The organism is Microbacterium binotii (assembly GCF_021398715.1).
Lineage (GTDB): Bacteria > Actinomycetota > Actinomycetes > Actinomycetales > Microbacteriaceae > Microbacterium > Microbacterium binotii_A.
On the sequence record NZ_CP090347.1, the window covers coordinates 718,449 to 742,746 of the forward strand.

25 protein-coding genes are annotated in these 24,298 nt (G+C 70.6%); 18 read left to right on the forward strand and 7 right to left on the reverse strand.

Features of this window, described 5'->3' with window-relative positions:
* Positions 1–60: 60 nt before the first annotated feature.
* From LXM64_RS03740 to LXM64_RS03760, 5 genes are read left to right on the forward strand one after another with little or no spacing between them, the layout of a single operon-like run.
* Positions 61–1,419, forward strand: coding sequence for an ABC transporter substrate-binding protein (locus LXM64_RS03740; protein ID WP_234074683.1), 1,359 nt, complete (start codon positions 61–63; stop codon positions 1,417–1,419).
* Positions 1,416–2,384, forward strand: coding sequence for a carbohydrate ABC transporter permease (locus LXM64_RS03745; RefSeq protein ID WP_234074684.1), 969 nt, complete (start codon positions 1,416–1,418; stop codon positions 2,382–2,384). The genes LXM64_RS03740 and LXM64_RS03745 overlap by 4 nt, the downstream gene beginning before the upstream one ends.
* Positions 2,381–3,205, forward strand: a complete 825-nt coding sequence (locus tag LXM64_RS03750; protein ID WP_137417886.1) for a carbohydrate ABC transporter permease — start codon at positions 2,381–2,383, stop codon at positions 3,203–3,205. Before LXM64_RS03745 ends, LXM64_RS03750 begins: the two co-directional genes overlap by 4 nt.
* A 31-nt stretch (positions 3,206–3,236) precedes the next feature.
* The gene (locus tag LXM64_RS03755) at positions 3,237–4,190 is read left to right on the forward strand and encodes a glycosyl hydrolase family 32 (protein WP_234074685.1); all 954 of its coding nucleotides are present in this window, start codon (positions 3,237–3,239) and stop codon (positions 4,188–4,190) included.
* Complete coding sequence (locus tag LXM64_RS03760; protein WP_234074686.1) at positions 4,187–5,350, forward strand: serine hydrolase domain-containing protein; 1,164 nt, start codon at positions 4,187–4,189, stop codon at positions 5,348–5,350. The genes LXM64_RS03755 and LXM64_RS03760 overlap by 4 nt, the downstream gene beginning before the upstream one ends.
* Here LXM64_RS03760 and LXM64_RS03765 read toward each other — a convergent pair.
* From LXM64_RS03765 to LXM64_RS03775, 3 genes are all read right to left on the reverse strand, one after another.
* Positions 5,347–6,696 (reverse strand): D-alanyl-D-alanine carboxypeptidase family protein, encoded by a 1,350-nt coding sequence (locus LXM64_RS03765; protein WP_234074687.1) that lies wholly within the window; start codon positions 6,694–6,696, stop codon positions 5,347–5,349. The two genes, LXM64_RS03760 and LXM64_RS03765, sit on opposite strands and share 4 nt — an antisense overlap.
* Positions 6,697–6,762: 66 nt before the next feature.
* Complete coding sequence (locus tag LXM64_RS03770; RefSeq protein ID WP_234074688.1) at positions 6,763–7,695, reverse strand: DUF5996 family protein; 933 nt, start codon at positions 7,693–7,695, stop codon at positions 6,763–6,765.
* Between the two features lie 124 nt (positions 7,696–7,819).
* Positions 7,820–9,157 carry an HNH endonuclease signature motif containing protein gene (locus LXM64_RS03775; RefSeq protein ID WP_234074689.1) on the reverse strand — a complete coding sequence of 446 codons (1,338 nt, stop codon included), beginning with the start codon at positions 9,155–9,157 and terminating at the stop codon, positions 7,820–7,822.
* Between the two features lie 113 nt (positions 9,158–9,270).
* Between LXM64_RS03775 and LXM64_RS03780 the strand changes: the two genes are divergently transcribed.
* Both LXM64_RS03780 and LXM64_RS03785 read left to right on the forward strand, forming a co-directional pair.
* Positions 9,271–9,756 (forward strand): hypothetical protein, encoded by a 486-nt coding sequence (locus LXM64_RS03780; protein ID WP_234074690.1) that lies wholly within the window; start codon positions 9,271–9,273, stop codon positions 9,754–9,756.
* Between the two features lie 102 nt (positions 9,757–9,858).
* A complete protein-coding gene (locus LXM64_RS03785; RefSeq protein ID WP_234074691.1) occupies positions 9,859–10,338 on the forward strand; it encodes a GNAT family N-acetyltransferase in 480 nt (159 codons plus the stop codon).
* A gap of 3 nt (positions 10,339–10,341) precedes the next feature.
* Here LXM64_RS03785 and LXM64_RS03790 read toward each other — a convergent pair whose 3' ends face one another.
* Positions 10,342–11,187, reverse strand: coding sequence for an NAD-dependent epimerase/dehydratase family protein (locus LXM64_RS03790; protein ID WP_234074692.1), 846 nt, complete (start codon positions 11,185–11,187; stop codon positions 10,342–10,344).
* Between the two features lie 114 nt (positions 11,188–11,301).
* Here LXM64_RS03790 and LXM64_RS03795 point away from each other — a divergent pair, with 114 nt between their 5' ends.
* A complete protein-coding gene (locus tag LXM64_RS03795) occupies positions 11,302–11,748 on the forward strand; it encodes an SRPBCC family protein (RefSeq protein WP_137417879.1) in 447 nt (148 codons plus the stop codon).
* A gap of 7 nt (positions 11,749–11,755) precedes the next feature.
* The gene (locus LXM64_RS03800; RefSeq protein WP_234074693.1) at positions 11,756–13,207 is read left to right on the forward strand and encodes a phytoene desaturase family protein; all 1,452 of its coding nucleotides are present in this window, start codon (positions 11,756–11,758) and stop codon (positions 13,205–13,207) included.
* Here LXM64_RS03800 and LXM64_RS03805 read toward each other — a convergent pair.
* On the reverse strand, positions 13,196–13,504 hold the full coding sequence (locus LXM64_RS03805) for a hypothetical protein (RefSeq protein ID WP_234074694.1): 309 nt from the start codon (positions 13,502–13,504) through the stop codon (positions 13,196–13,198). The two genes, LXM64_RS03800 and LXM64_RS03805, sit on opposite strands and share 12 nt — an antisense overlap.
* A gap of 116 nt (positions 13,505–13,620) precedes the next feature.
* Between LXM64_RS03805 and LXM64_RS03810 the strand changes: the two genes are divergently transcribed.
* Genes LXM64_RS03810 through LXM64_RS03820 form a run of 3 tightly spaced genes read left to right on the forward strand, consistent with a single transcriptional unit; the run spans position 13,621 to position 16,768 of the window.
* Positions 13,621–14,910 carry an O-acetylhomoserine aminocarboxypropyltransferase/cysteine synthase family protein gene (locus tag LXM64_RS03810; RefSeq protein ID WP_234074695.1) on the forward strand — a complete coding sequence of 430 codons (1,290 nt, stop codon included), beginning with the start codon at positions 13,621–13,623 and terminating at the stop codon, positions 14,908–14,910.
* Entirely contained in the window at positions 14,910–15,494 is a 585-nt protein-coding gene (locus LXM64_RS03815; RefSeq protein ID WP_234074696.1) for a CoA-binding protein, read from the forward strand. The genes LXM64_RS03810 and LXM64_RS03815 overlap by 1 nt, the downstream gene beginning before the upstream one ends.
* Positions 15,491–16,768 carry a chloride channel protein gene (locus tag LXM64_RS03820; RefSeq protein ID WP_234074697.1) on the forward strand — a complete coding sequence of 426 codons (1,278 nt, stop codon included), beginning with the start codon at positions 15,491–15,493 and terminating at the stop codon, positions 16,766–16,768. The genes LXM64_RS03815 and LXM64_RS03820 overlap by 4 nt, the downstream gene beginning before the upstream one ends.
* 127 nt (positions 16,769–16,895) lie before the next feature.
* Here the strand turns inward: LXM64_RS03820 and LXM64_RS03825 are convergent, their stop codons facing one another.
* Positions 16,896–17,561, reverse strand: a complete 666-nt coding sequence (locus LXM64_RS03825) for a TetR/AcrR family transcriptional regulator (protein WP_234074698.1) — start codon at positions 17,559–17,561, stop codon at positions 16,896–16,898.
* 113 nt (positions 17,562–17,674) lie between these two features.
* Between LXM64_RS03825 and LXM64_RS03830 the strand changes: the two genes are divergently transcribed.
* The 6 genes from LXM64_RS03830 (at position 17,675) to LXM64_RS03855 (ending at position 23,000) form a co-directional block, all read left to right on the forward strand.
* Entirely contained in the window at positions 17,675–18,688 is a 1,014-nt protein-coding gene (locus tag LXM64_RS03830) for an SDR family NAD(P)-dependent oxidoreductase (RefSeq protein ID WP_137417872.1), read from the forward strand.
* Positions 18,689–18,717: 29 nt separating this feature from the next.
* Positions 18,718–19,521 carry a sulfite exporter TauE/SafE family protein gene (locus LXM64_RS03835; protein ID WP_419144852.1) on the forward strand — a complete coding sequence of 268 codons (804 nt, stop codon included), beginning with the start codon at positions 18,718–18,720 and terminating at the stop codon, positions 19,519–19,521.
* A 78-nt stretch (positions 19,522–19,599) separates the two neighbouring features.
* Positions 19,600–20,952, forward strand: a complete 1,353-nt coding sequence (locus LXM64_RS03840; protein WP_234074699.1) for a CotH kinase family protein — start codon at positions 19,600–19,602, stop codon at positions 20,950–20,952.
* A 64-nt stretch (positions 20,953–21,016) separates the two neighbouring features.
* Positions 21,017–21,463 carry an FAS1-like dehydratase domain-containing protein gene (locus tag LXM64_RS03845; RefSeq protein ID WP_137417870.1) on the forward strand — a complete coding sequence of 149 codons (447 nt, stop codon included), beginning with the start codon at positions 21,017–21,019 and terminating at the stop codon, positions 21,461–21,463.
* On the forward strand, positions 21,460–21,867 hold the full coding sequence (locus LXM64_RS03850; RefSeq protein ID WP_234074700.1) for a MaoC/PaaZ C-terminal domain-containing protein: 408 nt from the start codon (positions 21,460–21,462) through the stop codon (positions 21,865–21,867). Before LXM64_RS03845 ends, LXM64_RS03850 begins: the two co-directional genes overlap by 4 nt.
* Positions 21,864–23,000, forward strand: a complete 1,137-nt coding sequence (locus LXM64_RS03855) for a UDP-N-acetylmuramate dehydrogenase (RefSeq protein ID WP_234074701.1) — start codon at positions 21,864–21,866, stop codon at positions 22,998–23,000. Before LXM64_RS03850 ends, LXM64_RS03855 begins: the two co-directional genes overlap by 4 nt.
* On the opposite strand, the gene LXM64_RS03860 is transcribed toward LXM64_RS03855, so the two are convergent.
* Positions 22,997–24,277 (reverse strand): MFS transporter, encoded by a 1,281-nt coding sequence (locus LXM64_RS03860; RefSeq protein ID WP_234074702.1) that lies wholly within the window; start codon positions 24,275–24,277, stop codon positions 22,997–22,999. The two genes, LXM64_RS03855 and LXM64_RS03860, sit on opposite strands and share 4 nt — an antisense overlap.
* Positions 24,278–24,298 lie beyond the last annotated feature (21 nt).

Consider the following 24,298-nt stretch of genomic DNA (forward strand, 5'->3'; position numbering starts at 1 on the left):
GTGACCCGATGTTCCCGTCATCCGGAGCCGTGTTTTGCACCACAGACAAAGGAGTCGCCCATGACTACGACACCGCACCGCCGCCTGCGTCGCTCAGGGCCGGTCGCCCTGCTGGCGATCACCGGCCTCGCCGCAGCCGCTCTGACGGCCTGCGCGCCGGGAGCCGCCGCACCGGCCGCCCAGAACGACGTCACCGTCTCGACCGAGCTCACCTCCGACCCGGTCGAGCTGACGATCGCCGACGAGACAGGCTTCCCGGTCACCGACAAGCTGACCGAGGAGTTCACCAAGCAGCACCCGAACGTGACCTTCACCATCACCCGTGACACGTTCCAGAACCTGACGGCCAACGCCCCGAAGCTGCTCGCGAGCGCGACACCGCCCGACCTCATCCGCCTCCCCACCCTGGGTGACACGGTGCGTGACGGCCTGGTCGCCAATCTCGACCCCTACTTCGACGCCTACGGCTGGGATGCGTGGCCCGCCTCGCAGCTCGCACCGCTGCGGATGAGCGAGGACGGCATCCGCGGCTCGGGCTCGCTGTACCAGCTCGGCCTCGGCTACAGCATCACCGGCATCTACATGAACGACAAGCTGGCCGCCCAGCTCGGGATCGATGCGCCGCCGCAGACACTCGCCGAGCTCGAGGACGACATGGCCAAGGCCAAGGCCGCCGGCATCCTGCCGATCATGGCCGGCGACAAGGACGGCGTCGTCAACTTCGTCGTGCAGGCGGCGATGAATCAGTACGTGGACAAGGACCAGTTCCTGTCGTGGATGTTCAACGAGCCGGGCGCCCGCTACGACGAAGAGGGCAACGTGAAGGGTGCCGAGCTCGTGCGCAAGTGGGCGGATGCGGGCTACTTCCCGTCCGACATCAACGCGATCGACTACTTCACCTTCACGAGCCGCTTCGGTGAAGGCGAGGGTCTGTTCACCTTCAACGGCAACTGGGAGGCGGCGAACTACCAGAAGGCTCTCGGCTCCGACGTGTCGTTCTTCCTCGTCCCGCCGGCGGAGGCCGGAGGCGACCACGTCGCCATGGGTGCGGCGAACTCCTTCTCCGTCGCAGCCAAGTCGGCGCACCTGAACGAGATCGTCTACTTCCTCAACTGGGTGCACACCGACCCGACCGCGCGCCAGATCATCGTGGACGTCACCGGCGCCTCGCCCGGCGGCGACCCGTCGCTCGAGCAGCCGAAGGTCGAGTCCGGCTCGCTCATCGAGGATGCGCTCGCGATGTCCGCGCAGATCGGCGCCGAGAACGGCCAGGTCGACTTCATGGCCAACACGACCGCCGGCATCTACGCCGGATCGATCATCCCCGAGTCGCAGCTGCTGGTGACGAGCCAGATCACGGGCAAGGAGTTCGTGGACCGCGTGCAGGCGTTCTACGAGAAGGAGGTCGGCGGCAAATGACCGACCGTGCGGTCGCCGCTGTGGCGGCACCCCGACCCGACGGCACCGCCGCGGCGACGACCGCACCCCCGCGCCGGGCCGCTGCCAAGGCGGCCGCCCGGCGCGGGACGCTCGCCGGTTGGCTCCTGCTCGTGCCGGCGCTCGCGGCCTACGTGTCGTTCGTCGTCTGGCCCCTCATCCAGGGGGTGCAGTACTCGTTCTACGACTGGAACGGCATCGGCGTCGCCCGCTGGGTGGGCGTGGACAACTACCTCACCGTCTTCACCGACCCCGACCTGCTCGGTGCCATCCGCAACGCCTTCGTGTTGATCGCGTTCTTCACGATCATCCCCGTGGGGGCGGGTCTCGTGCTCGCGACCCTCATCCGGGGACTGCGGTCGAAGGCGTTCGCCGCCTCGGCGCAGACGGTGCTCTTCCTCCCGCAGATCATCCCGCTGGCCGCAGCGGGTATCGCCTGGTCCTGGATGTACGCGCAGACCGGCGCGGTCAACCAGATCCTGGGATGGCTGGGGCTCGGCTGGATCACCCGCCCCTGGCTCGCCGACTACGGCACGGCTCTTCCGGCGGTCGGTCTCATCGGATCGTGGGTGTTGACGGGGCTGTGCACCGTGCTGCTGCTCACCGGCCTCGGCAAGATCGACGTCTCGCTCTACGAGGCGGTCCGGCTCGACGGCGCCGGGTGGTGGCGCGAGTTCTTCACCATCACCCTCCCCGGGCTCCGCCAGGAGATCGCCGTGCTCGTGACCGTCACCGTTATCGCCGCGCTGTCCAGCTTCGACATCATCTACACCTCGACGCAGGGCGGGCCTGGCCGGGCCACCCTCGTTCCCGGCCTGTCCATCTTCCGCATCGGGTTCACCCAGAGCGACGTCGGCCTCGCATCCGCCTTCGGCATCGTGCTGATGGTGCTGGTGCTCGTCGTCGTCCTGCCCATCCAACGACTCTCGAGAGCGAGCGACTCGTGATCGCCAGCCGCACCGAGCGTGTGCTCGGCTACCTCCTGCTCAGCGTGGCGGTGATCGTCACCGTGCTGCCGCTGGTCAGCATGTTCTCCGCCGCCCTGCAGCCCGCCGATCGCAACCCGACCGGCCTCACCTGGCCGACCGACCCGCAGTGGGGCAACTTTGCCACGGCGTTCGAGACCGGCCACGTCTGGCAGCTGATGGGCTCCAGCATGCTCATCGTGCTCGGAGTCGTGCCGGCGAGCCTCATCGCCGCCACCCTCGCAGGGTTCGCGCTCGGATCGCTCCAGGTGCGTTTCGGCCGCGGAGTGCTGGTGTTCTTCATCCTGGGCCTGACGATCCCGTTCGAGGCCCTCATCATCCCGCTCTACTACCAGGCGCAGTCGCTCGGCACCGTGAACACCCCGTGGGCGGTGATCTTCCCGCTCATCGGGCTGTACATGCCGTTCGGCGTGTTCTGGATGCGGGCCCACTTCATCAACGTGCCCAGGGAGCTCTCCGAGGCGGCCCGGGTGGACGGAGCGTCGCTCTGGCGCGAGTTCCGCAGCATCCAGCTCCCGCTCGCGATGCCCGCGCTCTCCGCCCTGGCGATCCTGTTGTTCATCTGGACGTGGAACCAGTTCCTGCTGCCGGTCGTGCTCATCGCCGACCCGCTGCAGCGGACGGTCGCCGGTGCGCTGACCTTCTTCCAGGGGCAGTACTCGCTCAGCATCCCGCTGCTGAACGCGGGAGCCCTGATCATCATCACGCCCGCGGTCGTGCTCTTTCTCATCTTCCAGCGGCAGTTCATCCGCGCGCTGGTGCAAGGCGCCGTCAAGGGCTGAGCGGCCCTTCCCCATTCACGAGGAGAACTCTGTGACGTTCACGCTGCCCGACCAATGGGTCTGGGACTTCTGGTTCGCCCGCGACGGCGACGCCCACCACATGTACTTCCTGCAGGCGCCGACCTCGCTCGGAGACCCCGACCTGCGTCACCGCAATGCGACGGTCGGTCACGCCACCTCGACCGACCTGCGCACGTGGACCGTGCACGGCACGGTGCTGCGACCGTCCGGCGGGGACGCGCCGGACGCGACGGCCACCTGGACGGGCAGCGTCGTCCGCGAGGCGCAGACGTGGCGGATGTTCTACACGGGCTCACGGTTCCTCGACCCCGCGGCGCACACGAACGTGGAGACGGTGCTGGCCGCCTCCGCATCGGAGCCGGGCGCATGGACGAAGGATGCCGTCGTCGTCGCCGCAGACCCGCGATGGTACGAGACGCTCGGCGACGGCACCTGGCATGAACAGGCGTGGCGCGACCCGTGGGTCTTCGCCGACCCCGCCGGGTACGGATGGCACATGCTCGTCACCGCGCGCGCCCTGGGCGATGGCGAGCGCGACACCGGGGTGATCGGCCACGCCCGCTCGGCCGACCTGTCGCGTTGGGAGGTGGGCCCGCCGCTCAGCGTTCCCGGTGCGGGCTTCGCGCACCTCGAGGTCCCGCAGCTGGTGCAGGTCGACGGCCGATGGGCGCTCATCTTCTCCTGCGATTCCGCGCATCTGGCCGGCGCACGGACCGGTGAGCGCGGCGGGATCTGGGCGGTGGCCCTCGACGATCCGCTCGGGCCCTACCCGGTGGACCGGGCCGTGCTCGTCGCGAGCGAAAAGCTCTACAGCGGTCGCATCACGCAGGATGCGGCGGGGCGCGATGTGATGCTCGCGTTCGAGAACATCGGCACGGACGGCGCCTTCGTGGGCGCGCTGTCGGATCCGCTTCCGGTGCGGTGGGAGAACGACCGTCTCGTCGTGGAGGAGATCGCAGCATGATCGGGATCAACGGGCACGTCGCCCCGGGCTTCGAAGCGATCGGCGACGCCTTCGCGGCGGCGTTCGACGGGCTTCCGCGGATGGGGGGAGCTCTGGCGATCCGCGTCGATGGTCGCAGCGTCGTCGATGTCTGGGCCGGGTCCGCGGACGCACGCATCGACCGCCCGTGGGAACGTGACACCCCGTCGGTGGTCTTCTCCTGCTCGAAGGGGTTGATGTCGATCCTCGTTGCGCGGCTCGCCGCATCCGGACGCGTCGATCTGGACGGCCCCCTGGCCGCGCTGTGGCCGGAGTTCGGCCAGCACGGCAAGGATGCGGTGACGGTCGGTGACGCGCTGGCTCACCGTGCGGGGGTGCCGGCGTTGAGCGTCGACCTCACGACCCAGGATCTGCTCGACTTCGACGGCGTCGCCGCGCTGCTCGCGGCGCAGGAACCGCTGTGGAAGCCCGGGGAGGCATGGGCGTACCACGCGTTGACGCACGGCTGGATATCGGGCGAGATCGTGCGCCGGGCGAGCGGTCGTCCCGCTGCCGTCGCGTTCCGTGAGATGGCCGAGCTGCTGGGCGCGGATGCGTGGCTCGGCCTGCCGGCCGAGCGCGCCGGCTCGGCTGCGCACCTGTTCGTGGGGGCTACGCTCCAGGGCCTCGTGGCACAGCAGGCGGCTCAGCGCGTGCCGGGAGTCGTCGACTGGGGCGACCGTGCCATGACGCTCGGCGGCGCCCTGCCGTCCACGCTCGTCGGGGAGGCGGAGGGCTTCAACACGCCGGCCATGCAGGCCGCCGTCATCCCGGGTGCCGGCGTCGTCGCGACGGCACGCGCCGTGGCCGCGATGTGGTCGGCGACGGTGGCTGAGACCGACGGGGTGCGTCTGCTCGACGACGACACCGTCGTCGCGGCCACACGCGAGCGTACGGCGGGGGCGCCGTTCTTCGACGCGCCGCCGCCGTGGCCGCGCTGGGGCGCGGGGTTCCAGCTCGACTCCGCGGCGCGGCGGTACCTCGGGCCGTCCAGCTTCGGCCACGACGGCGCGGGCGGGCAGGTCGCGTTCGCCGATCTCGACAGCAGGGTCGGCTTCTCGTTCGTCACGAACTGGATGGAGGCCGTCGACGATCACCGGGCGACCCGCATCGTGGACGCGCTCCGCGAGATCGTGGCCTAGTCGCCGCCGAGCTGCCCCGGGTGCGTGAGGCGCCACCACTCGGTCGGCGGCTCGATGTCGCCCGACACGACGACGTCGGCCGTCGTGGTGTTGGGCCCCGCGGTCCAGGTGATGGTGCCGACGGCCTCGCCGTCGGTGTACGTCGTGGGCTCCGAGACGTCCATGTCGACCGTGATCGCGGTGTCCGACCAGGTGAGGATGCTGGGGGCCGAGGCGACGACAAGGGCTGCACGTGAACCCCAGGGGGTCGACAGGGAACCGATCTGCTGTCCTTCCTCGGCGAGCTGCACCGCGTGGAACCCGTCGCGGATGCTCTGCAGCTGCGCACGCACGACGCTGTCCACCGTGCCGCGGGAGTACACCCCGAGCACGACGCCGGTGATGTGCAGCGGCGCGCCGATTCCCACATCCAGCGTCGACGTGTACAGCAGGTTGTAGTTGTCGGGTCCGAGGTTCCCCGTCTTCAGGCCGGTGATCCCGTCGACGCCCAGGAGGTTGTTCGTATTGCTCACGGTGCCGAGCTCGCCCAGCGACGCGGACGGCATCGCGGCGATCGCGGCGATGGTCGGCTCGGATGCGGCCAGCTTGCCGAGGGTGATGAGGTCGCCGGGCGTACCGGTGTTGCGCGCGCTGATCCCCGTGGGCTCCACGATCGTGGTGCCCGTCATCCCGTGCGCGTCGAGCCAGGTGCGCGCGGCCGCGAGGAATCCGCTGCGCGAGCCGAACGCCCACGTGGAGACGGCGTCCGCGTAGTTGCTCGCGGAGGGGAGCAGCATCGCCGTGAGCGCGTCGCGCAGCGACATCGAACTGCCGGCCGGCATGGCGAGGATCGTCGCGCCCTGCACGTAGTACTCGTCGTACAGGTCGTGGTCGGCCTTCGAGAACGTGATCGTGGGCCCGGGGTCATCCGGCCCGCTGAGCGGCGACGCGTCGAGCACGACGAGTGCCGTGATGAGCTTGCTGATACTGGCCAGCGGACGCGCGTCATCGCCGCCGCTCGAGGTCCAGATGCCGCCGGCTCCCGTGCCGAGGTAGGCGTCTGCACCCGACACGCTCAGCGCCGACGCGCCTTCCGTCGGCATCGTGATGCCGGCCGCTCCGGGCGTCGACACCGACGGTTTCTCGGCGGTCGTCTCGGGGGCGGGCAATGGTGCGTTCAGCGCCCAGATCGTGTAGCCGCCGCCCGCCGCGAGGGGGAGTGCCACAAGGATCAGCAGCACGATCGCCACGATCCAGCGACGTCGTCGCCGCAGCCGACGATCGACGGGTGGCGGATCCTCCCCGCCTGCGTCGAGCAGGTCGGCGAACGGGACCAGCTGATCGGTCGGGTCGTCGTGCGTCGTCATCTCGGGCCCCCATCCCTCGCGCGCAGCACCATCCTGCCGCATCCGCGCGGGAGCGGTGGCGTGCACTCAGCCGCGGACGGCGGCGCGCAACGGGTCGGTCACGCCGTCGACGCAGGCGTAGCGCGCGATGTCCCATCCGGCCAGCTCCGCCCCGGCGCGATACGCGGCCTCGAAGAAGTCGAGCGCGGCCTTTCGCGGGTCACCCGTCGTCTGGGCGCGCGCGAGCGGGTACACGGCGAGATGGGAGGTGCCGCGATCCAGCCACTGCGCTCCCTCGGGGAGCGGGCGCTGTGCGATGCCGGGCGGCTCCGGTGACGTGTAGGAGTAGAACGCGGGCTCGGGCACGCTCCTGTCGCCGAACCAGAAGCCCGATGAGACGACCTCCCGGGAGTAGGCCTCGCGGGTGACGCTGTCGGCTTGGCCGGTGTGCGGCACGACGGTGTCGGAGAAGCGGGTCGCGGCGATGTCGAACGTGTGCCAGAAGTGGTGAACGGGACTCGTCTTGCCGCTGAAACGACCGCAGAACTCCTCGAGGACGAGGCCGGCATCCGAGAGCAGCCGCCAGTACGCCGTGACGGATGCGGGGTCGTAGGCGTCGTGCTCGGTGTCGTCGCGGAACGGGCGGGCGGCATCGGGCAGGTCGAACGGCGTCGCCGCGAGGATCGGCGTGGCGTCGACGCCCGCGCCGTCGAGGGCACGGATGAGACGGGCGTGGAAGTCTGCGATGGAGAGTCCCGGCAACGAGAACGACGTGCGGTCGCCGTCGCTCGTCGCCACTTCCAGGCGGTGATCGATGAAGTCGAAGTCGATCGCGAAGGTCGGGTCGGCGCCCATCGGACGTGTCGTGATCCCGGTGCCGGTGAGGTGGAACGGCACGTTCCACCAGTGGTTGCGCCGTACGCTGCGCGCGAGCCGCAGTTTGCCGACCACCTGCACGAACCGGTGCAGGGTCTCTTTGGTGGGCTGCCAGGCTTCGTAGGGCAGACGCGTCTCGAGCATGCGGACCTCTTCCGGAGCACGGATGCGGTCGCCGTGGCCGCGACCATGCGTCGAGCATGGCAGGTCTGTCGGACCCCGCGGGTGGAAGGGGCCTCGACAGGTGTCGGACGTTGGCGTGGGGCCTTCAGAACGGCGGGTCGCCTGGCGGCGAGGCATCCAGAACGAACGTGGGCGTGCGTCGCTCCGGTACAACGGTGTAGATGCGGCCCGTCGGACTCGTCCATTCGGTGGACGCATCCGCGAACTGCCGTACCTTCCATCCGCCGTGGTGCTTGACGGTGTGATGCCCCTTGCACAGCGGGGCGAGGTTGTCGGCCGCGGTCGAACCCCCGTGCTCCCACGCGATGGTGTGGTCGATCTCGCACCGATTCGCCGGAACCATGCACCCCGGAGCGCTGCACCGCGCGCTGCGCCACCGTGCGAGCCGTCGCAGGCTCGCCGGCGGTCGGTACTGCGTGCGCCCGACCGACAGGACGAGGCCCGTCTCGGGGTGGGTCAGCACGCGCATCCATCCGTCTGCCCCGCCGCACAGCTCGCGAGCCTTCGCGAGGGGGACCGGGCCGACGCCGTCGACGACGGCCGGCACCTCGCTCGCGCCGAGAAGGGTGAGCGCGGGTACGGTGACCGCGACCGTCGCGCGGATGCCTCGCGCCTGCTCGCCGTGTTGCGGCACCTCGCCATCGATCAAGAGGTCGGCCGCGACATCGGCGCGTGCCTGATCGAGTGTGCGCTGCGGATTCGCCTCGTCGCCCACGGAGCTCTCGGCGGCCTCGGATGCGGCCGGCTCCGCGGCGATGAGGGCCGCGGCGGTGCGGGTGAGGCGGTCGAAGATCGCCCTCGCCTCGACGGCGGGCAGGTACACCGTGAGCCACGCCATTCCGTCGCGGTCGTCGTCGACTGCGACGCGACGCGTGTCGAGCGCCTCGCGCTGCCGCTCGGACAGCGTGGCGGCACGGGCATCGTCGACGAGACGGCGCACGGCGTGCCGGAAGACACCGATGGGGAGGCGCATGGCGAGCTCGAGCGCGAGCGGGGCCAGCTCTTCGCGCAGCCACGGCTCGGCGCGATCGACGACGTCGACGAGAGCCTCGGCGTGCCGCTGGGTGATCTGCGCGCGGCTCAGCGCGGTGAGGGTCTCGGGGTACCGCTCGACGAGCGCCACGGCGTGGGCGATCAGGCGGTCTGCCGCAGCCTCGGTGGCTCCGATCGCCTGCGCGAGCTCGAGGCGCAGCGAGCGCTCCACGATGCCCCGATCGTTCCGGCCGGCGCGCTTCGCCTCGGCGTGCGCGTCGGCGCGCATCTCGGAGATCGCCCACACCTGCTCGGCGGCGAAGACGGAGAGCATCGCGGAGACCTCGACCACGCGATCGACCGCGTCTTCGGGCTCGAGCGGTGCCCTCTCGACGTCGCGCGCGAACGACGCGTCGGGGTCCTCTTCGAAGAGGGGCGCCTCGTTGGACATACCTTCACAGTAGGCAGGGCCTCCGACATCGCCGGCGGGCTGGACTCGGCGACATCACAAGCCCGAGGCGGGCTCGGAGATACGATCTCGAGAGGCCAACGAGGGGGAACAGGATGACGGCGAGAGATTCATCCGTTCACCGCGCCGTCGGTGCGGTGGCACTCGCGGTGGCATTCGCCGGCAGCACCGTGGCGTGCGCTGCGGTTGCACCGGCATCCGGCGACGCATCGACGCCATCGGCGAGTACTCAGGAGTTCCAGGCCGTCTACGATGCCGTCGCGGCCTCGGATCCTCGGGTGGAGCGGGCGAGTACTGTGAGCACGAGCCTGTCGGGTGTGACGACGCAGCTCACCGTCGTCGTCCGGGTGTCGGGAGACGAACCGATCTCGACGCAGACGCTCACGGCGGTGCTGGTCGCCATCCGTGACAGTGCACCGGGCGATGCGAACATGCTCGATCTCGTCGCCCGTGACGCGCAGAATCCCAAAGAGATCCTCGACCTGTCAGATGCGATCAGTGCACTTCCGAGCGGGATGTCTCTGGTCTGGATCGACGGCGGCCTCGTCGTGCCGATCGAGGATCTGCGCCTTCTCGCATGAGCGCTGAACACTCGGCTGCAGTAGTGCGGTGCCTCGCCGCCGATCCGGTCCGGGTTCATCGGTTCGAGCGCTCGCCAGGACCGCGGCCGCGATGATGAAGGCATGGTCGACGTCACCTTCCGCCGCTTCTCGGACGACGAGTTCCCCGCCTGGATCGCCGTTCAGCATCGCGCGTACACCGAGGAGCGCGTGCGCGCCGGCGATGACCGTGCCACCGCCGAGCGCATCGCCGCCGAGTCGTACACAGAGCTCTTCCCCGGTGGGCTTCCCGCCGCGGGACACGACGTCCTCCACGTCGAGGCGGCGGGTCGCCGCGTCGGGGTGATGTGGCTGGGCCCGCATCCGCGCGGGAACGAGGGCGTGTGGTGGGTGTGGGACGTCGAGATCGACGAACCGTATCGCGGGCGCGGCTACGGGCGGGCGGCGATGCTCCTGGCCGAGCGGTATGTCGCCGAGCGGGGCGCGCGAGAGCTCGCGCTCAACGTCTTCGGCTTCAACGAGCGCGCCCGCCGGCTGTACGAGTCCCTCGGTTTCGGCGTGACGGCCGTGCAGATGAGCAAGCCGGTGCAGCCGGAGTCCTGAGCCTCAGGCGTGATCGCGCCAGGAATGCTGCGGCGCGTAGCCGAGCAGGCGCTGCGCCTTCGCCGTGGAGAACAGGCTGTCGTTCACGCCCATCTCGCCCCGCACCTCGGTGTCCGGGAACACCTCGGCCACCAACTCGGCGTTGGGGCGCGACATCACCGTGTCGGCGGCGGCGATCAGGAAGTGGTCGAAGCCGGTCGGAGCCGTCTCGAGCGCGCGGAGCACGGCCTGCGCGCCGTCGCGGGCATCGATGTAGCTCCACAGGTTCCACTTGCGCAGCCGGGCGTCGCCGTCGAAGGAGGGGAACTCGGCGTAATCCTCGGGGACCATGACGTTCGAGAAGCGCAGCGCCGTGATCGACAGCTCCGGGTGCCAGCGCACCAGCTCGATCGCCATCCGCTCCTCGAGGTGCTTGACGAGGGAGTACACCGACTCGGGACGCGCGGGGTAATCCTCGTCGACGGGGATGTAGGGCGGCGGAACATCGAAGGGGAGCCCCTGCACGGTCTCGCTCGACGCGGTGACGATCCGGTGGATGCCGAGCCGGGTCGCGGCGTGCAGCACGTTGAACGACACCGTCATGTTGTTGTGGAAGACGGCGACGTCCGCGCGCAGGCCCGGTGCGGGAACCGCGGCCAGATGCACGAGTGCATCGACGCCGTCGTGCTGGTCGTTCACCGACCCGAGCGCGTCGACGACCTGTCCGTAATCGGTCAGATCCACCTGCACGAAGCCGGGTCCGCGCTCGCCGACGACATCGAGGCCGATGACCTCGTGTCCGGCCGCGGCCAGTTCGCGAACGACCACGCGTCCGAGCTTTCCCGATGATCCCGTCACTGCGATCCGCATGTCCCCAGCGTGCCACAGCGAGAGTCGGATAGCGGCCGCAGCCGCGGGAGGCAACCCCGTCGAAGCTCGCAGCGGTCGTGCTTAGCGTGACGCAACGACGATCGGAGGCCGCCCATGTCACGCAATGTCCGTCGCATGTCCTGCACGCCCGAAGAGGTCTTCGCCGTGATGGCGGACGGCTGGCTGTACCCCTCGTGGGTGGTCGGAGCCTCCCGGATGCGGTCGGTCGACGATGCCTGGCCGGCCGAAGGGGCGCAGCTGCACCACTCGTTCGGCGTCTGGCCCGTGCTGATCGACGACACCACCGAGGTGCGCGAGTACGACGCGCCGCGGCGGATCGTGCTCCGTGCGCGCGGCTGGCCGATGGGGGAGGCGCGCGTCGTGATCGAGGTGCGACCGAGCGAGGACGGATGCCTGGTTCGCATCACGGAGGACGCCGTCGCCGGCCCCGGAGCATGGATCCCGCGGTGGATCCTGAACCCCCCGCTGCACCTGCGTAACGCCGAGACCCTGCAACGATTGGCGTTCCTGGCGGAGGGTCGGGCCGCGAGAGGGGGATGATCGAAGAGTGAGCGATCTCGATGTCATCGTGGTCGGGTCTGGTCCGAACGGACTCGCCGCCGCCGTGACCCTCGCCAGGGCCGGACTCTCCGTCCGCGTCTACGAGCGCGCCGCGACACTCGGCGGCGGCGCGTCCTCGGCGGGGCTGACGCTGCCGGGGTTCCTCCACGATGTGTGCTCGGCCGTGCATCCGCTCGCGTTCGAGTCCGCCTTCTTCCGGTCCTTCGGCCTCACCGAACGCGTCGACTTCGTCGTCCCCGAACTCTCATTCGCGCATCCCCTCGACGGCGGGCGTGCGGCGCTCGCCTACCGGGACCTCGACCGCACGGCTGAGGAGCTGGGGCGCGACGGCGCCGCCTACGCGCGGCTCATGCGCCCGCTCGCCGAGAACACCCGCCAGCTGGCCGAGCTGACCGGCGGACCGCTGCTGCGCGTCCCCGCCGACCCCGTGTTCGCCGCGCGATTCGGCGTGCGCGTGCTCGACCAGGGGTCACGGCTGTGGGGGTGGCGGTTCCGGGAGGACGCGGCGCCCGCCCTCGTCACCGGCGTGGCCTCGCACTCGATCCTGCCCCAGCCGAGCCTCGCCGCATCCGGGGCCGGGCTGGCACTGGGCGCCTACGCACACGCGCACGGCTGGCCGATCCCGATCGGTGGAAGTCAGGCGATCGTCGACGCGATGGTGGCGGACCTTCGCGATCACGGGGTCGAGGTCGTCCGCGACCACGAGGTGCGTTCGCTCGCGGAACTGCCACCGGCTCGCGCGGTGCTGCTGGACGTCACACCCGCGGCGCTTCTGCGCATCGCCGGCGACGACCTGCCGCCTTCGTACCGCGAGGCGCTCGGCCGGTTCCGCTACGGCGCCGCCGTCGCCAAGGTCGACTTCGCGCTGTCCGCGCCCGTCCCGTGGGCCGATCCCGCGGTGGCGCAGGCCGGCACGGTGCACCTGGGCGGCACCCGGGCGGAGATCGCGGCCGCCGAGAACGACGTCGTGCACGGGCGGATGCCGGAGCGCCCGTACGTGCTCATCTCGCAGCCCTCGCTCTTCGACCGCACGCGCGCCCCCGACGGCGCGCACACGCTGTGGGCCTACACCCACGTGCCCGCCGGCAGCGACGCCGACCGGGAGGAGGCCGTCGTCGCCCAGATCGAACGGTTCGCCCCCGGATTCCGCGACACGATCCTCGCCGCCCGTTCGCGCACCGCCGTCGACCTCGCGCGCCACAACCCGAACTACCCCGGCGGTGACATCGCCGCGGGCAGTCCCGACGTCGCGCAGCTACTCAAACGCCCCGTGCTGCGCCGCGACCCCTGGCGCACGCCACTTCCGGGGGTCTACCTGTGCTCGGCGTCGACCTCGCCCGGTCCGGGTGTGCACGGGCTCGGCGGATGGTGGGCGGCGCGCAGCGCGCTCAGGCACGTGTTCGGCATCCCGGAAGCGCCGTCGCTGTCACCGCGCTGAGCGCAGCCGTTCCCAGTCCACGTCGATCGTGCGGGGGAGCGCGCGGGAGAACCGCGCCGGCAGAACCGTGCCGGGTTGCGGCCAATACCGGGTGTCGATCACGACCTCGGCCGACGCCGTCGTGCCCTCGAAGCCCTCCGCGGCGAGGGCCAACTCGACCGTGCAGCTCTGGTAGCGCCGCCGAGAAGAGGGCGGCGTCGCCGACAGGATGCGAGCGGTGCCGACCCAGGGAGCGCCGAGTCCCGACTCGGTCAGCCTGTCCAGCGCCTCCGCTGCCTGCTCGGTCCAGTCCTCCATGCCACCGACGATAGCGACCGACGCGGTGCGCCGACGCACGCCGACACACGAATCGGGGCGGCGCCGAGCGGCCGGTAGGCTGCGGGAAACCCGCATCCCCCTTCGAAAGGGCCCTCATGGCCGACCGCGAATACGGCTTCCGCACGCGTGCCATCCACGCCGGCAACATCCCCGACGCCGTCACCGGCGCTCGGGCGCTGCCGATCTACCAGTCCTCGGCGTTCGTCTTCGACGACACGGAGGATGCGGCCGCCCGCTTCGCGCTGCAGAAGTACGGCAACATCTACAGCCGCCTGGCGAACCCGACGACGGCGTCGTTCGAGGAGCGCATCGCGTCGCTCGAGCAGGGCCTCGGCGCCGTCGCCACCTCCAGCGGGCTCTCGGCGCAGTTCATCACGTTCGCCTCGCTCGCGGGGGCGGGCGATCACATTGTGGCCAGCGCCAACCTCTACGGCGGCTCCATCACCCAGCTCGACGTGACGCTGCGCCGCTTCGGCGTGGAGACGACGTTCGTGGCCTCGGCGGATCCCGCCGACTACGCGGCCGCCATCACCGACCGCACCAAGGCGGTGTTCGCGGAGACCGTGGCCAACCCCTCGGGCGAGGTCGCCGACATCGAGGGGCTCGCGGCGGTCGCGCACGCCGCCGGTGTTCCGCTCGTCATCGACTCGACGGTCGCCACGCCCTACCTGTGCCGTCCGATCGAGTGGGGCGCCGACATCGTCGTGCACTCCGCCACAAAGTTCCTCGGAGGGCACGGCACCTCCCTCGGCGGCGTGGTCGTCGAGTCGGGCCGCTTCGATTGGTCGGGCGAGCGCTTCCCTCTGTTCACCGAGCCGGTGCCGAGCTACGGCGGGCTCGAGTGGTCGGGCAACTTCGGCGAGTACGCCTTCCTCACCCGCCTCCGTGCCGAGCAGCTGCGCGACATCGGCCCGGCGCTCGCGCCGCACTCGGCCTTCCTGCTCGCCCAGGGCGTCGAGACGCTGCCGTACCGCATGAAGGCGCACGTCGAGAACGCGCGTGCCGTGGCCGAGTGGCTCGACGCCGACCCGCGCGTCGAGTACGTCACCTGGGCGGGACTTCCCGGCCACATCCACCACGATCGCGCCAAGAAGTACCTGCCGGAGGGCCCCGGCGCCGTCTTCAGCTTCGGGGTCAAGGGTGGCCGCGCGGCCGGTCGCACCTTCATCGAGTCGGTCGATCTCGCCAGCCACCTCGCCAACATCGGCGACGCGAAGACGCTCGTCATACACCCCGCGTCCACGACCCACGCGCAGCTGACCGAGCAGCAGCTCATCGACGGCGGAGTGCTGCCGGGGCTCGTGCGCATCAGCGTCGGCATCGAGGACGTCGACGACATCATCTACGACCTCGACCAGGCCCTCGCCGCCGCACAGGAGGCATGATGAACGACGTGACCGCCCTCGAGGAGACCGTCGAGACCCGCCTTCCGAACGGGCTCACGTGCGCCCTGCCCGCCAGCTCGCCCCTCGCCAAGCTGCTGCGCTCGCAGCGCACGTGGGAGGGGCCGGGTGCGAAGGAACGCCTCGCGATCCTCCGCGCCGCGAAGAGCATCGCGATCGTCGGCGCCTCCGCGAACCCGGCGCGCTCGAGCTACTTCGTCGGCACGTACCTCCTGCAGTCCGGCGACTACCGGGTGTACTTCGTCAACCCGAACGCCACCGAGATCCTCGGTCAGCCCGCCTACCCCGATCTCGCCTCGCTGCCGGAGGTGCCCGACATCGTCGACGTCTTCCGCCGCGCCGACGACATCCCCTCGGTCATCGACGACGCCCTCGCGGTCGGTGCGCCCGCCGTCTGGGTGCAGCTCGGGATCTGGAACGAGGATGCGGCCCGCTACGGCGAGAGCAAGGGCCTGACCGTCGTCATGGACCGCTGCATCAAAATCGAGCACGCGCGTTTCCACGGCGGCCTGCACCTCATGGGGTTCGACACGGGCCAGATCAGTTCCCGGCGTACGCTGCGGTGAGCGCGACGCGGCTGCGCCCTGCCGTCGGTCACCTCACGCGGATCGGCGCGGCGACCGTCCTCGCGGGCGTCGGTACGGGGCTCGCGGTCCTGCTGCTGGTCTGGATCGTCCACTCGGTCGAGCACCTCGTCTGGGGTGAGGGCCGAGGCCCCTTCCTCGACGGTCTGGCCGCGCCATCCGAGTTCTGGCTGCCCCTGGTCACGGTCAGCGCGGCCGGCGTCATCGCGGCCGTCGGCTGGTACCTCATCCGCCGCTTCGGGCGTCCCGTCGCGAGCGTCGAGCAGGGTGTCGACGGGCGACGGATGCCGGCGCTGGAGACCCTCGTCGACACCGTGCTGCAGGTGGTCTCCGTCGCGCTGGGCGCTTCGATCGGCAAGGAGGTCGCCCCGCGCGAGCTCGCCGCGATGGCGTCGTCGAAGGTCGTCCGCTGGTTCCGCCTGACGCCGCGCTGGCGCCGGATCCTGATCGCCTCGGCGGCGGGAGCGGGTCTTGCGGCCGTCTACAACGTCCCGTTGGGCGGCGCGGTGTTCGCGGTGGAGATCCTCCTCGGCGAGTTCTCGATCGCCGCCGCCGTGACCGCGCTCGCGGTCAGCGCGATCGCGACCCTGGTCGCGCGGCCGCTCGTGGGCGACCAGTCGCTCTACGACCTCGGATCGATCGAGGTCAACGCGTCGCTGCTCGTCGCCGCCCTGGTCATCGGACCGCTGATGGGCGCCGTCGCCACCAGTTTCGTGGCGGCGACCAAACGACTGAGCGCCTTCCGGCCCACCGGCTGGAAGCTGCTCGTCGTGCTCCCGCTCGTGTTCGCCGCCGTGGGCGCCGTCGGGATGTTCTTCCCGCTCATCCTCGGCAACGGGCGCGCGCTGGCCACCGCTGGCTTCGAGCTGAGCGAGCCGGTCGTGTTCCTGCTCATCCTCGCCGTGCTGAAGTACGTCGCGACGACGCTCTCCCTCGGAGCGGGTGCCATCGGCGGAACACTTCAGCCCTCCGTCGCGATCGGTGCCGCACTGGGAGCGGCAGCGGCGGCGGGATGGGCCCTGCTCTGGCCCGGGGCGAGCGGCACGGGACTCGCCGTGGTCGCCGCGGCCGCCTTCCTCGCCGCGAACATGCGCGCGCCGTTCACCGCGATCGCCCTGATCATCGAGTTCACCAACACGGGTTTCTCTCTGCTCCTGCCGATCTTCCTCGCCGTCGCCGGTTCGCTCGCGGTCGCGGGGCTGCTCAAGCGCGGCGGTCTCGCCGGCTTCGCGCCCCTCGACCCCGGTCGCGAGTAGCCGCGCGTTGCACGGCGCGCGAGCGCGTATCCGATTGCCGAGCGCGCATCCGATCGGGTGCTCGCTCGACGAACGGGTGCTCAGCCGGCGGGGCGGGATCCGCATGCTCAGGTCGCCGAGGCGGGCCTCATTCGGCGAGGCGGACCTCGACGGCGGCGATGACGGCATCGACGTCGAAGGCGAACTGCGCATCGCCGTAGGCGTCGAAGCCGCTCTCGTCGAGCCGGCGCAGCACGCTGAGATCCGTGGCGCCCGTCTCGCGGAGCATTCCGCGGAACTGCGCGACCTGCGGGTGCCCGCCCGCTCCCGCGGCGGCGACCTCCTCCCGGGCGAAGCCCGTGGCGACGGTCGTCAACAGCAGCAGGGTGCGTCCGGCGGCGACCTCGTCGAGCCCGCCGTCGAGCAGCCGTTCCAGCACGACCTCGGCGGGCCGGACCGCGGCGAGCGTCGCCCGCGAGAGGGTGCGGAAGTGCTCGACGAGGGCGCCCGAGGCCACCAGCGATTGACGTATCCCCTCGGCGAAGGTGCGACAGGCCTGTGGCCACGGAGCATCCGATGGGATCTCGAGCGCCGCGATGCGGGTCAGGAACACGTCCTCGGCCAGCAGCTCCAGCAGGCCCTCGCGCCCGTGGACGTAGTGATGGAGGGCCTTCCGGTCGACCCCGAGCGCGTCGGCGACGCCCTGCATCGTGAGCTGCTCCGAGGGCAGCGTCCGCGCCGCGTCGAGGATCGCGGCGCGGTCCAGCCCCGCGCGTTCACCGCGTCCTCGGCGGGAGGCCGATCCTGGCGTCACGTCGGCTCCGTCTCCTCGATCTTCCTGGGCGCACCGGTCCTGACGAGCGTAGTATTTCCCGTGCGGGATTATCCGTCGAACGGCGACGGTCCGCTCGAGAGAAGGGCTCTGCGATGTCGGAGAGTGTGGTGTTGACCGCGAACAGCACGATCGCGCAATGGCTGGATCACCCCGTCGGGGGCGACCTCATCCGCGGGCTGCTCGCCGCATCGGGCACGACAGAGGACGCGCTGGGTCCGGTTCGATCGCAGCCGCTCCAACAGCTCGTCGCGCTGAGTCAGGGGCAGCTGCCGCAGTCGGTCGTCGACGATCTCGTCCGTCAGGCGAACGGAGGCACGATGCCCGAGCAGACGGGCCCCGCGCCGTGGGTAGAGCGGGTGGTCGCGGGCCGCTTCGCCGGTCGCACCGTGATCGTCACGGGCGCCGCATCCGGGATCGGGCGCGCCGTGGCGTCGCGTGTGCTCCGGGAGGACGGCCGGGTCGTCGCCGTCGACATCTCCGCCGATCGCTTGGACGAGCTGGTGGCGGCGCACGGCGGGGAGAAGCTCGTGGCCGTCGCCGGCGACATCACCGACCAGGAGGCCGTCGACCGGATCGTCGCGGCCGCCGGAGAACGGATCGATGCGCTCGCGAACGTCGCCGGGATCATGGACGACTTCTCGCCGCTGGGGGAGACGACGGATGCGGTGTGGGATCGCGTCATGTCGGTCAACGTCACCGGCACCTTCAAGCTGTCGCGCGCGGTGATCCCCGCGATGACCGCCGCCGGAGCCGGGGCGATCGTCAACGTCTCGTCGGAAGCGGGGTTGCGCGGCAACGCCGCGGGCAACGCGTACACCGTCTCGAAGCACGCCGTGATCGGGCTCACGAAGTCGGCCGCCTTCATGTACGGCCCGGCCGGGATCCGCGTCAACGCCGTGGCGCCGGGCGCCGTCGCCACCGGTATCGCTCTGCCGCCGCACCTCTCCGAGAGCGGCCGCGCCCGGGTGTCTCCCTTCGAGCAGCTGATCCCGACCGTGGCCACCGCGGAGCAGCTCGCCGCATCCATCACCTTCCTGCTCTCGGACGACGCCGCCAACATCAACGGCGTGATCCTCGCCTCCGACGGAGGCTGGTCCGTGCAGTGACACGACGGGGGCGACGGTAGGCTCTCCCGGTGACCGACGCCCCCGCACGCGTGCTCCGCCCGCGCACCCCGGCCTTCATCCTCACCTGCATCGCGACCGGGCTGCTGGCCGGACTGCTGTCGGGACTGTTCGGTGTGGGCGGCGGCACCGTGATCGTTCCGCTGCTGGTCATGCTGCTGAAGTTCGACCAGCGACTGGCCGCAGGGACCTCGCTCGCCGCGATCGTCCCGACCGCCGCCGTGGGCGTCATCTCCTACGCGGTGCACGGCTCGGTCGCGCTCGTGCCGGCCATCCTCCTCGCCGTCGGAGCGGTCATCGGCGCGCAGATCGGCACCTGGCTGCTGCCGAAGATCTCGCAGACGGCGCTGCGGTGGGGCTTCGTCGCCTTCATCGTCGTCGTGATCGCGAGCCTCTTCTTCGTCATCCCCTCCCGCGACGCGGAGATCGAGGTGACCGTCTTCTCCAGCATCGCTCTGGTCGTCGTCGGTGTCTTCACGGGGATCATGGCCGGTCTCATCGGTGTCGGCGGAGGAGTGATCGTGGTTCCCGTGCTCGTGCTTCTGTTCGGCGCGAGCGACCTGGAGGCGAAGGGGACCTCACTGCTGTTCATGATCCCGACCGCCCTGTCGGGAACCATCGGCAACCTGCGTCGTAAGAACGTCGACCTGGTCGCCGCGGCTCTCGTCGGTGTGGCCGCCTGCACGACCACGGCGTTGGGAGCGTGGATCGCGACACTGCTCGATCCTTTCGTCGCCAACATCCTGTTCGCCGCCTTCCTCGTCTTCATCGGCACCCAGATGGCGATGAAGGCCGTCCGCGGGCGCAAGCGCTGAGCAACGACAGGGCAGAGGGAAAGCCCGAACCGAGACGGCTGCTGGGTCGCTGATAGCCGAGCTCGCTTCTGTGGGTTCATGTCCCACCGCCACGACAAGGGATCGAAGCCCGCACAACGCCTCGCGCACGCGCTCGCCGGTCTGACCGTCGCGGCTGTCGTGTTGACGGGATGCGCCGTCGGCGCAGCCTCGGAGACAACGGCGTCCTCGACCTCGACGTCAACGTCAACGTCAACGGCCCAGCAGAGCGCATCGGGCGAGTTCTTCGACACCGACGAGGTCCACTCGATCTCCGTCTCGTACGACGAGGGCGACTACCAGGCCATGCTCGACGCGTACGCGAGCTCCGGCGAGAAGGAGTGGATCTCGGCGACCGTCACGATCGACGGCACGGTCTTCGAGAATGTGGGGCTGCGGTTGAAGGGCAACTCCTCCTTGCGCGGCGTCGTCGAGACGGATTCGGGAGACGGCACCGCCGGCGAGACCGAGCCCGAGAGTCTGCCGTGGCTGATCCGGCTCGACAAGTACGTGGACGGGCAGGTCTACGACGGCCGCAGCGACTTCGTCGTGCGTGGCTCGTCGACCCAGACCTCGCTCAACGAAGCCGTCGCGCTGAGCGTGCTTGCCGCATCCGACGTCGCGACCGAACAGTACGCGTACGTACGCTTCAGCGTCAACGGCGGGGCCGAGCAACTGAGGCTCGTGCTCGATCTTCCCGACGACTCCGGTTGGAACTCGGACACGTTCCAGAACCCCGGCATCACCTACAAGGCCGACAGCGGCGGAGACTACTCCTACCGGGGCGACGGCGCGGACGACTATGCAGACGTCTTCGACCTCAAGAGCAACAACAGTTCGCTCTCCGGCGACGATGCGTTCACACCCCTCGCGGACTTCCTCGAGTTCCTCGCCACGGCGTCCGACGACGAGTTCGCGAACCGGTTGTCGAGCTACCTCGACGTCGACGAGTTCGCCCGGTACCTGGCGGTACAGGAGCTCGTGGCCAACACGGACGATATCGACGGCCCCGGGAACAACTCCTACCTGCGCTGGGATGAGACGACCGGCACGTTCACGGTCATCGCCTGGGACCAGAACCTCTCCTACGGTGTCAGCCCCGGCGGGGGCGGCGCCGGGGCCGGAGGCCGCACGGCGCAGGGCGGCGGTGGTGCACGCGGTGGTGGTGCCGGTGGGGGCGGTGGCGGTGGCTCCCGATCCAACGTGCTCGTCGAGCGCTTCCTCGCCGACGAGGGATTCTCGGCTCTGTACGCCGAGGCGCTGCAACAGCTGAGATCGGACGTCTACGACAGCGGCGTCGCGCAGACGCGGCTGAACACTCTCGTCGAACTGCTGAAGACGCAGGCCTCCGACCTCGTCTCCGCCGCGACGATCCAGAGCGAGGCCGACGCGATCTCCGCACAGCTGGACTGATCGGGTGGTGTTAACAACGGCTGCTCCGCCCGGCCCGACCCAGGCCCCTCGGTAGGATGGGGCCGTGCCCGTGAATCCCACCCTCGTCGAGCGCGCCTTCGAGCCGACACCGCCGTATCTCGTCGGTCGTGAGAAGGTGCGCGAGTTCGCCCGCGCCGTCTTCGCCACCGACCCGCAGCACACCGATCCGGCTGCGGCCCGGGCGCTCGGCTATGCCGACGTCGTCGCGCCGCCGACGTTCGCGATGGTGATCCAGGACCTCACACTGCAGCAGCTGCTGGCAGAGCCCGACTCGGGAATCGCCCTCGAGCGCACGATCCACGCCGAGCAGCGCTTCCGCTACTCGCGGCCGATCGTCGCCGGCGACGAGCTCACCGCGCAGCTGCGCGTGACGGGCGTGCGCGCCGTGGGCAAGGGCGCCATGGTCACGAGCGAGGCCGAGGTGACGGATGCGGCCGGCGCGCACGTCGTGACCGCCACATCCATCCTGCTGATCGGAGGCGAGGAATGACCGCGTACGAGATCGGCCAGGTCGTCGCCGAGCGCGACGTGCACCTGACCCGCGAGTCGCTCGTGCGGTACGCGGGCGCGTCGGGCGACTTCAACCCCATCCACTTCCGGGATGACGTCGCCGCCCGCGTCGGCCTGCCCGGCGTCCTCGCCCATGGCATGCTCACCATGGGCCTGTCGGTCGAGACGATCGTGCCCTGGCTCGGGGATGCGGGCCGCATCCGCGAGTACGGCGTGCGCTTCACGCGGCCCGTCGTCGTCGATGCCGAGACCGGAGCAGACGTGCGCGTCGTCGCCACCGTGGGCCAGATCGACGACGAGACGCTGCGCATCGACCTGACGGTGACCCACGCCGACACGACCGTGCTGGGCAAGGCGCAGGTGCGGGTGACCCGCGAGGCATGACCGTCGTAGAGCCGCTGCCGCTCGCGCAGCTGACGACGCTGGCCACGGGTGCCGCCCCCGCACGGATGCATGAGGCGCGGTCCCGCGACGAGCTGATCGCCGCGCTGCGCGAGGTCTGGGCCGACGGCGACGACTGGTTCGTGCTCGGCGGCGGGTCGAACCTGCTGGTGGGAGACGAGCCCTTCGACGGCACCGTGGTGCGGGTGCTGACCCGAGGAATCGAGCGGCTGCCCTCGACCCGCGAGGGCTTCGCGCGTCTACGCGTGCAGGCCGGGCACGACTGGGACGCCCTGGTCGCCGACACCGTGACGGCGGGGCTCGCCGGCATCGAGGCGATGAGCGGCATCCCGGGCACCGTGGGTGCGGCTCCCGTACAGAACGTCGGGGCGTACGGGCAGGACATCTCGCAGACGCTGGTCGAGGTCGAACTCATCGACGAGTCCACCGGCGAGGTGTCGACGGTCCCCGCCACCGAGCTGAACCTCGGCTTTCGCACCTCGGTGCTCAAGCACCACTACGGATCCGTCGCCGCCCGTCGGGCCGTGATCCTCTCGGTCACCCTCGAACTGCAGCAGGTGGGCCACGGAGCGGCGCCCGTGCGCGGCGAACAGCTGCGACGGGCGCTGGGCCTCGGAGCGGATGCGGTCGTCTCGCTCGCCGAAGTGCGCGACACCGTGCTCGCCACCCGCCGCAGCAAGGGCATGGTGCTGGATCCGGATGACGCCGACACGCGCTCCGCCGGCTCCTTCTTCCAGAACGCCGTGGTGTCGCAGGAGTTCGCGCGCACCCTCCCGGCGGAGTGCCCGAGGTGGCCGCTCGAGCCCGAGATCGAGCCCGTGCGCGTCATTCCGCTCGACCAGTTCGACGGGTACGTCCCTCCGGCCCCGGTGCGATCGATCGACGTGAAGGTCAGCGCCGCGTGGCTCATCGAGCACGCGGGGATCGGAAAGGGCTTCCGCATCGGCCGCTCGCGCGCCGCGGTGTCGAGCAAGCACGCCCTCGCGCTGACGAACCGCGGCGGGGCGACGGCGGGCGAGATCGCCGAGCTCGCCCGCTTCATCCAGCAGCGGGTGCAGCAGGAGTTCGGTCTGATCCTCCAGCCCGAACCCGTGCTCGTCGGCGTCGAGCTCTAGCCGATCGTCACCGCATCCCGCGCGGCGCGGCGCGCGATGAGCACCACGCCCGCGGCCGCCGCGCCGAACATCACGGCGAGAATCGCCCATCCGGCCGTGCCGAGATTGATGGCCGTCATCGTCACGACGGCGGGCGCGATCATCGCCCCGAGGGCGTAGCCGGTGCCGTAGACGCCCTGGTAGCTGCCCATCCGCTCCTGCGACGCCAGGTCGAAGCTCAGGCTCCAGCCGGCGGCGCTCGAGGTGATCTCGGCGAGCGAGTGCACGAGAGCCGCCGCGAGGAGGATGACGGCGGCCAGCGCGATCGGCCCCCACCCGTCGCCGCCGATCCACCCGGCCCCCGCCCACAGCGCGCAGGCGAGTACCATCAGCACGCCCGCGTTGCGCATGGCGCGCCCGGCCCCCGCAAAGGTGCCGGTGCCGCGGCTCATGCGCACCTGCAGCAGCACCACGACGACCGTGTTCACGAGCAGCAGCGGGCTCACGAGCACGTCGGGGGCGGCGGTGTGCGCGACCACCCAGAGCGGCACGCCGACCTCGAAGAGCCCGAACTGGATGCCGAAGACGCCCATGAACGCGGTGAGCGACAGGAAGCGCGCGTCGCGGTAGGGGCTCGGACCCTTCTGCGGTGCGGCGTCCGCATCCGTCTCGCCCGGCGACGTGCGCCGCAGGTCGACGCGCTCGGCGGACAGGCCCGTGACCAGCAGCGCGGACACGAGGAACAGGGCGCCCGAGAGGCCCATCGTGATCTGGAACGCGAAGGCCGTGCCGAGCGCGAGGGGGATCGCGGCGACCGCTGTCCCGACGCCGATGCCGACGTTGGTGACGGTGCGCATCGCGGCCCGAATGCGGACGCGGTCCTCGCCGAGGAACGCACGCCCGACGACGGCCGAGCGGACGCTGGCGTTGCCCTGCTGTGCGAGGGCCACCAGCGATGCGGCGATCACGAGGGTCAGCAGGTCGTGCACGAAGACGTATCCGATGAGAGCCGCCCCCTGCAACAGGTGCAGCCAGAGAAGCATCCGACGGGCGCTGAAGCGGTCGGCCAAGTGCCCGAAGGTGAGTGAGCTCGCGACGCCGACGGCTCCGGCGATCGTCAGGCCGATGCCCACGGACAGGACGGGGACGCCGACGATGAGGGTCAGATAGAGCGTCGTGAGCGTGAAGAAGGCGCCGCGGCCGAGGGTGTCGACGAGTGTGATCGTCAGCAGGCGACGCAGGGTCTGGTCGTCGGAGATGAGGGTGCGCAGGGGAACGGTGGGGGTGGTGCTCGTCACCGTCCCATTCCCGCAGCGGGT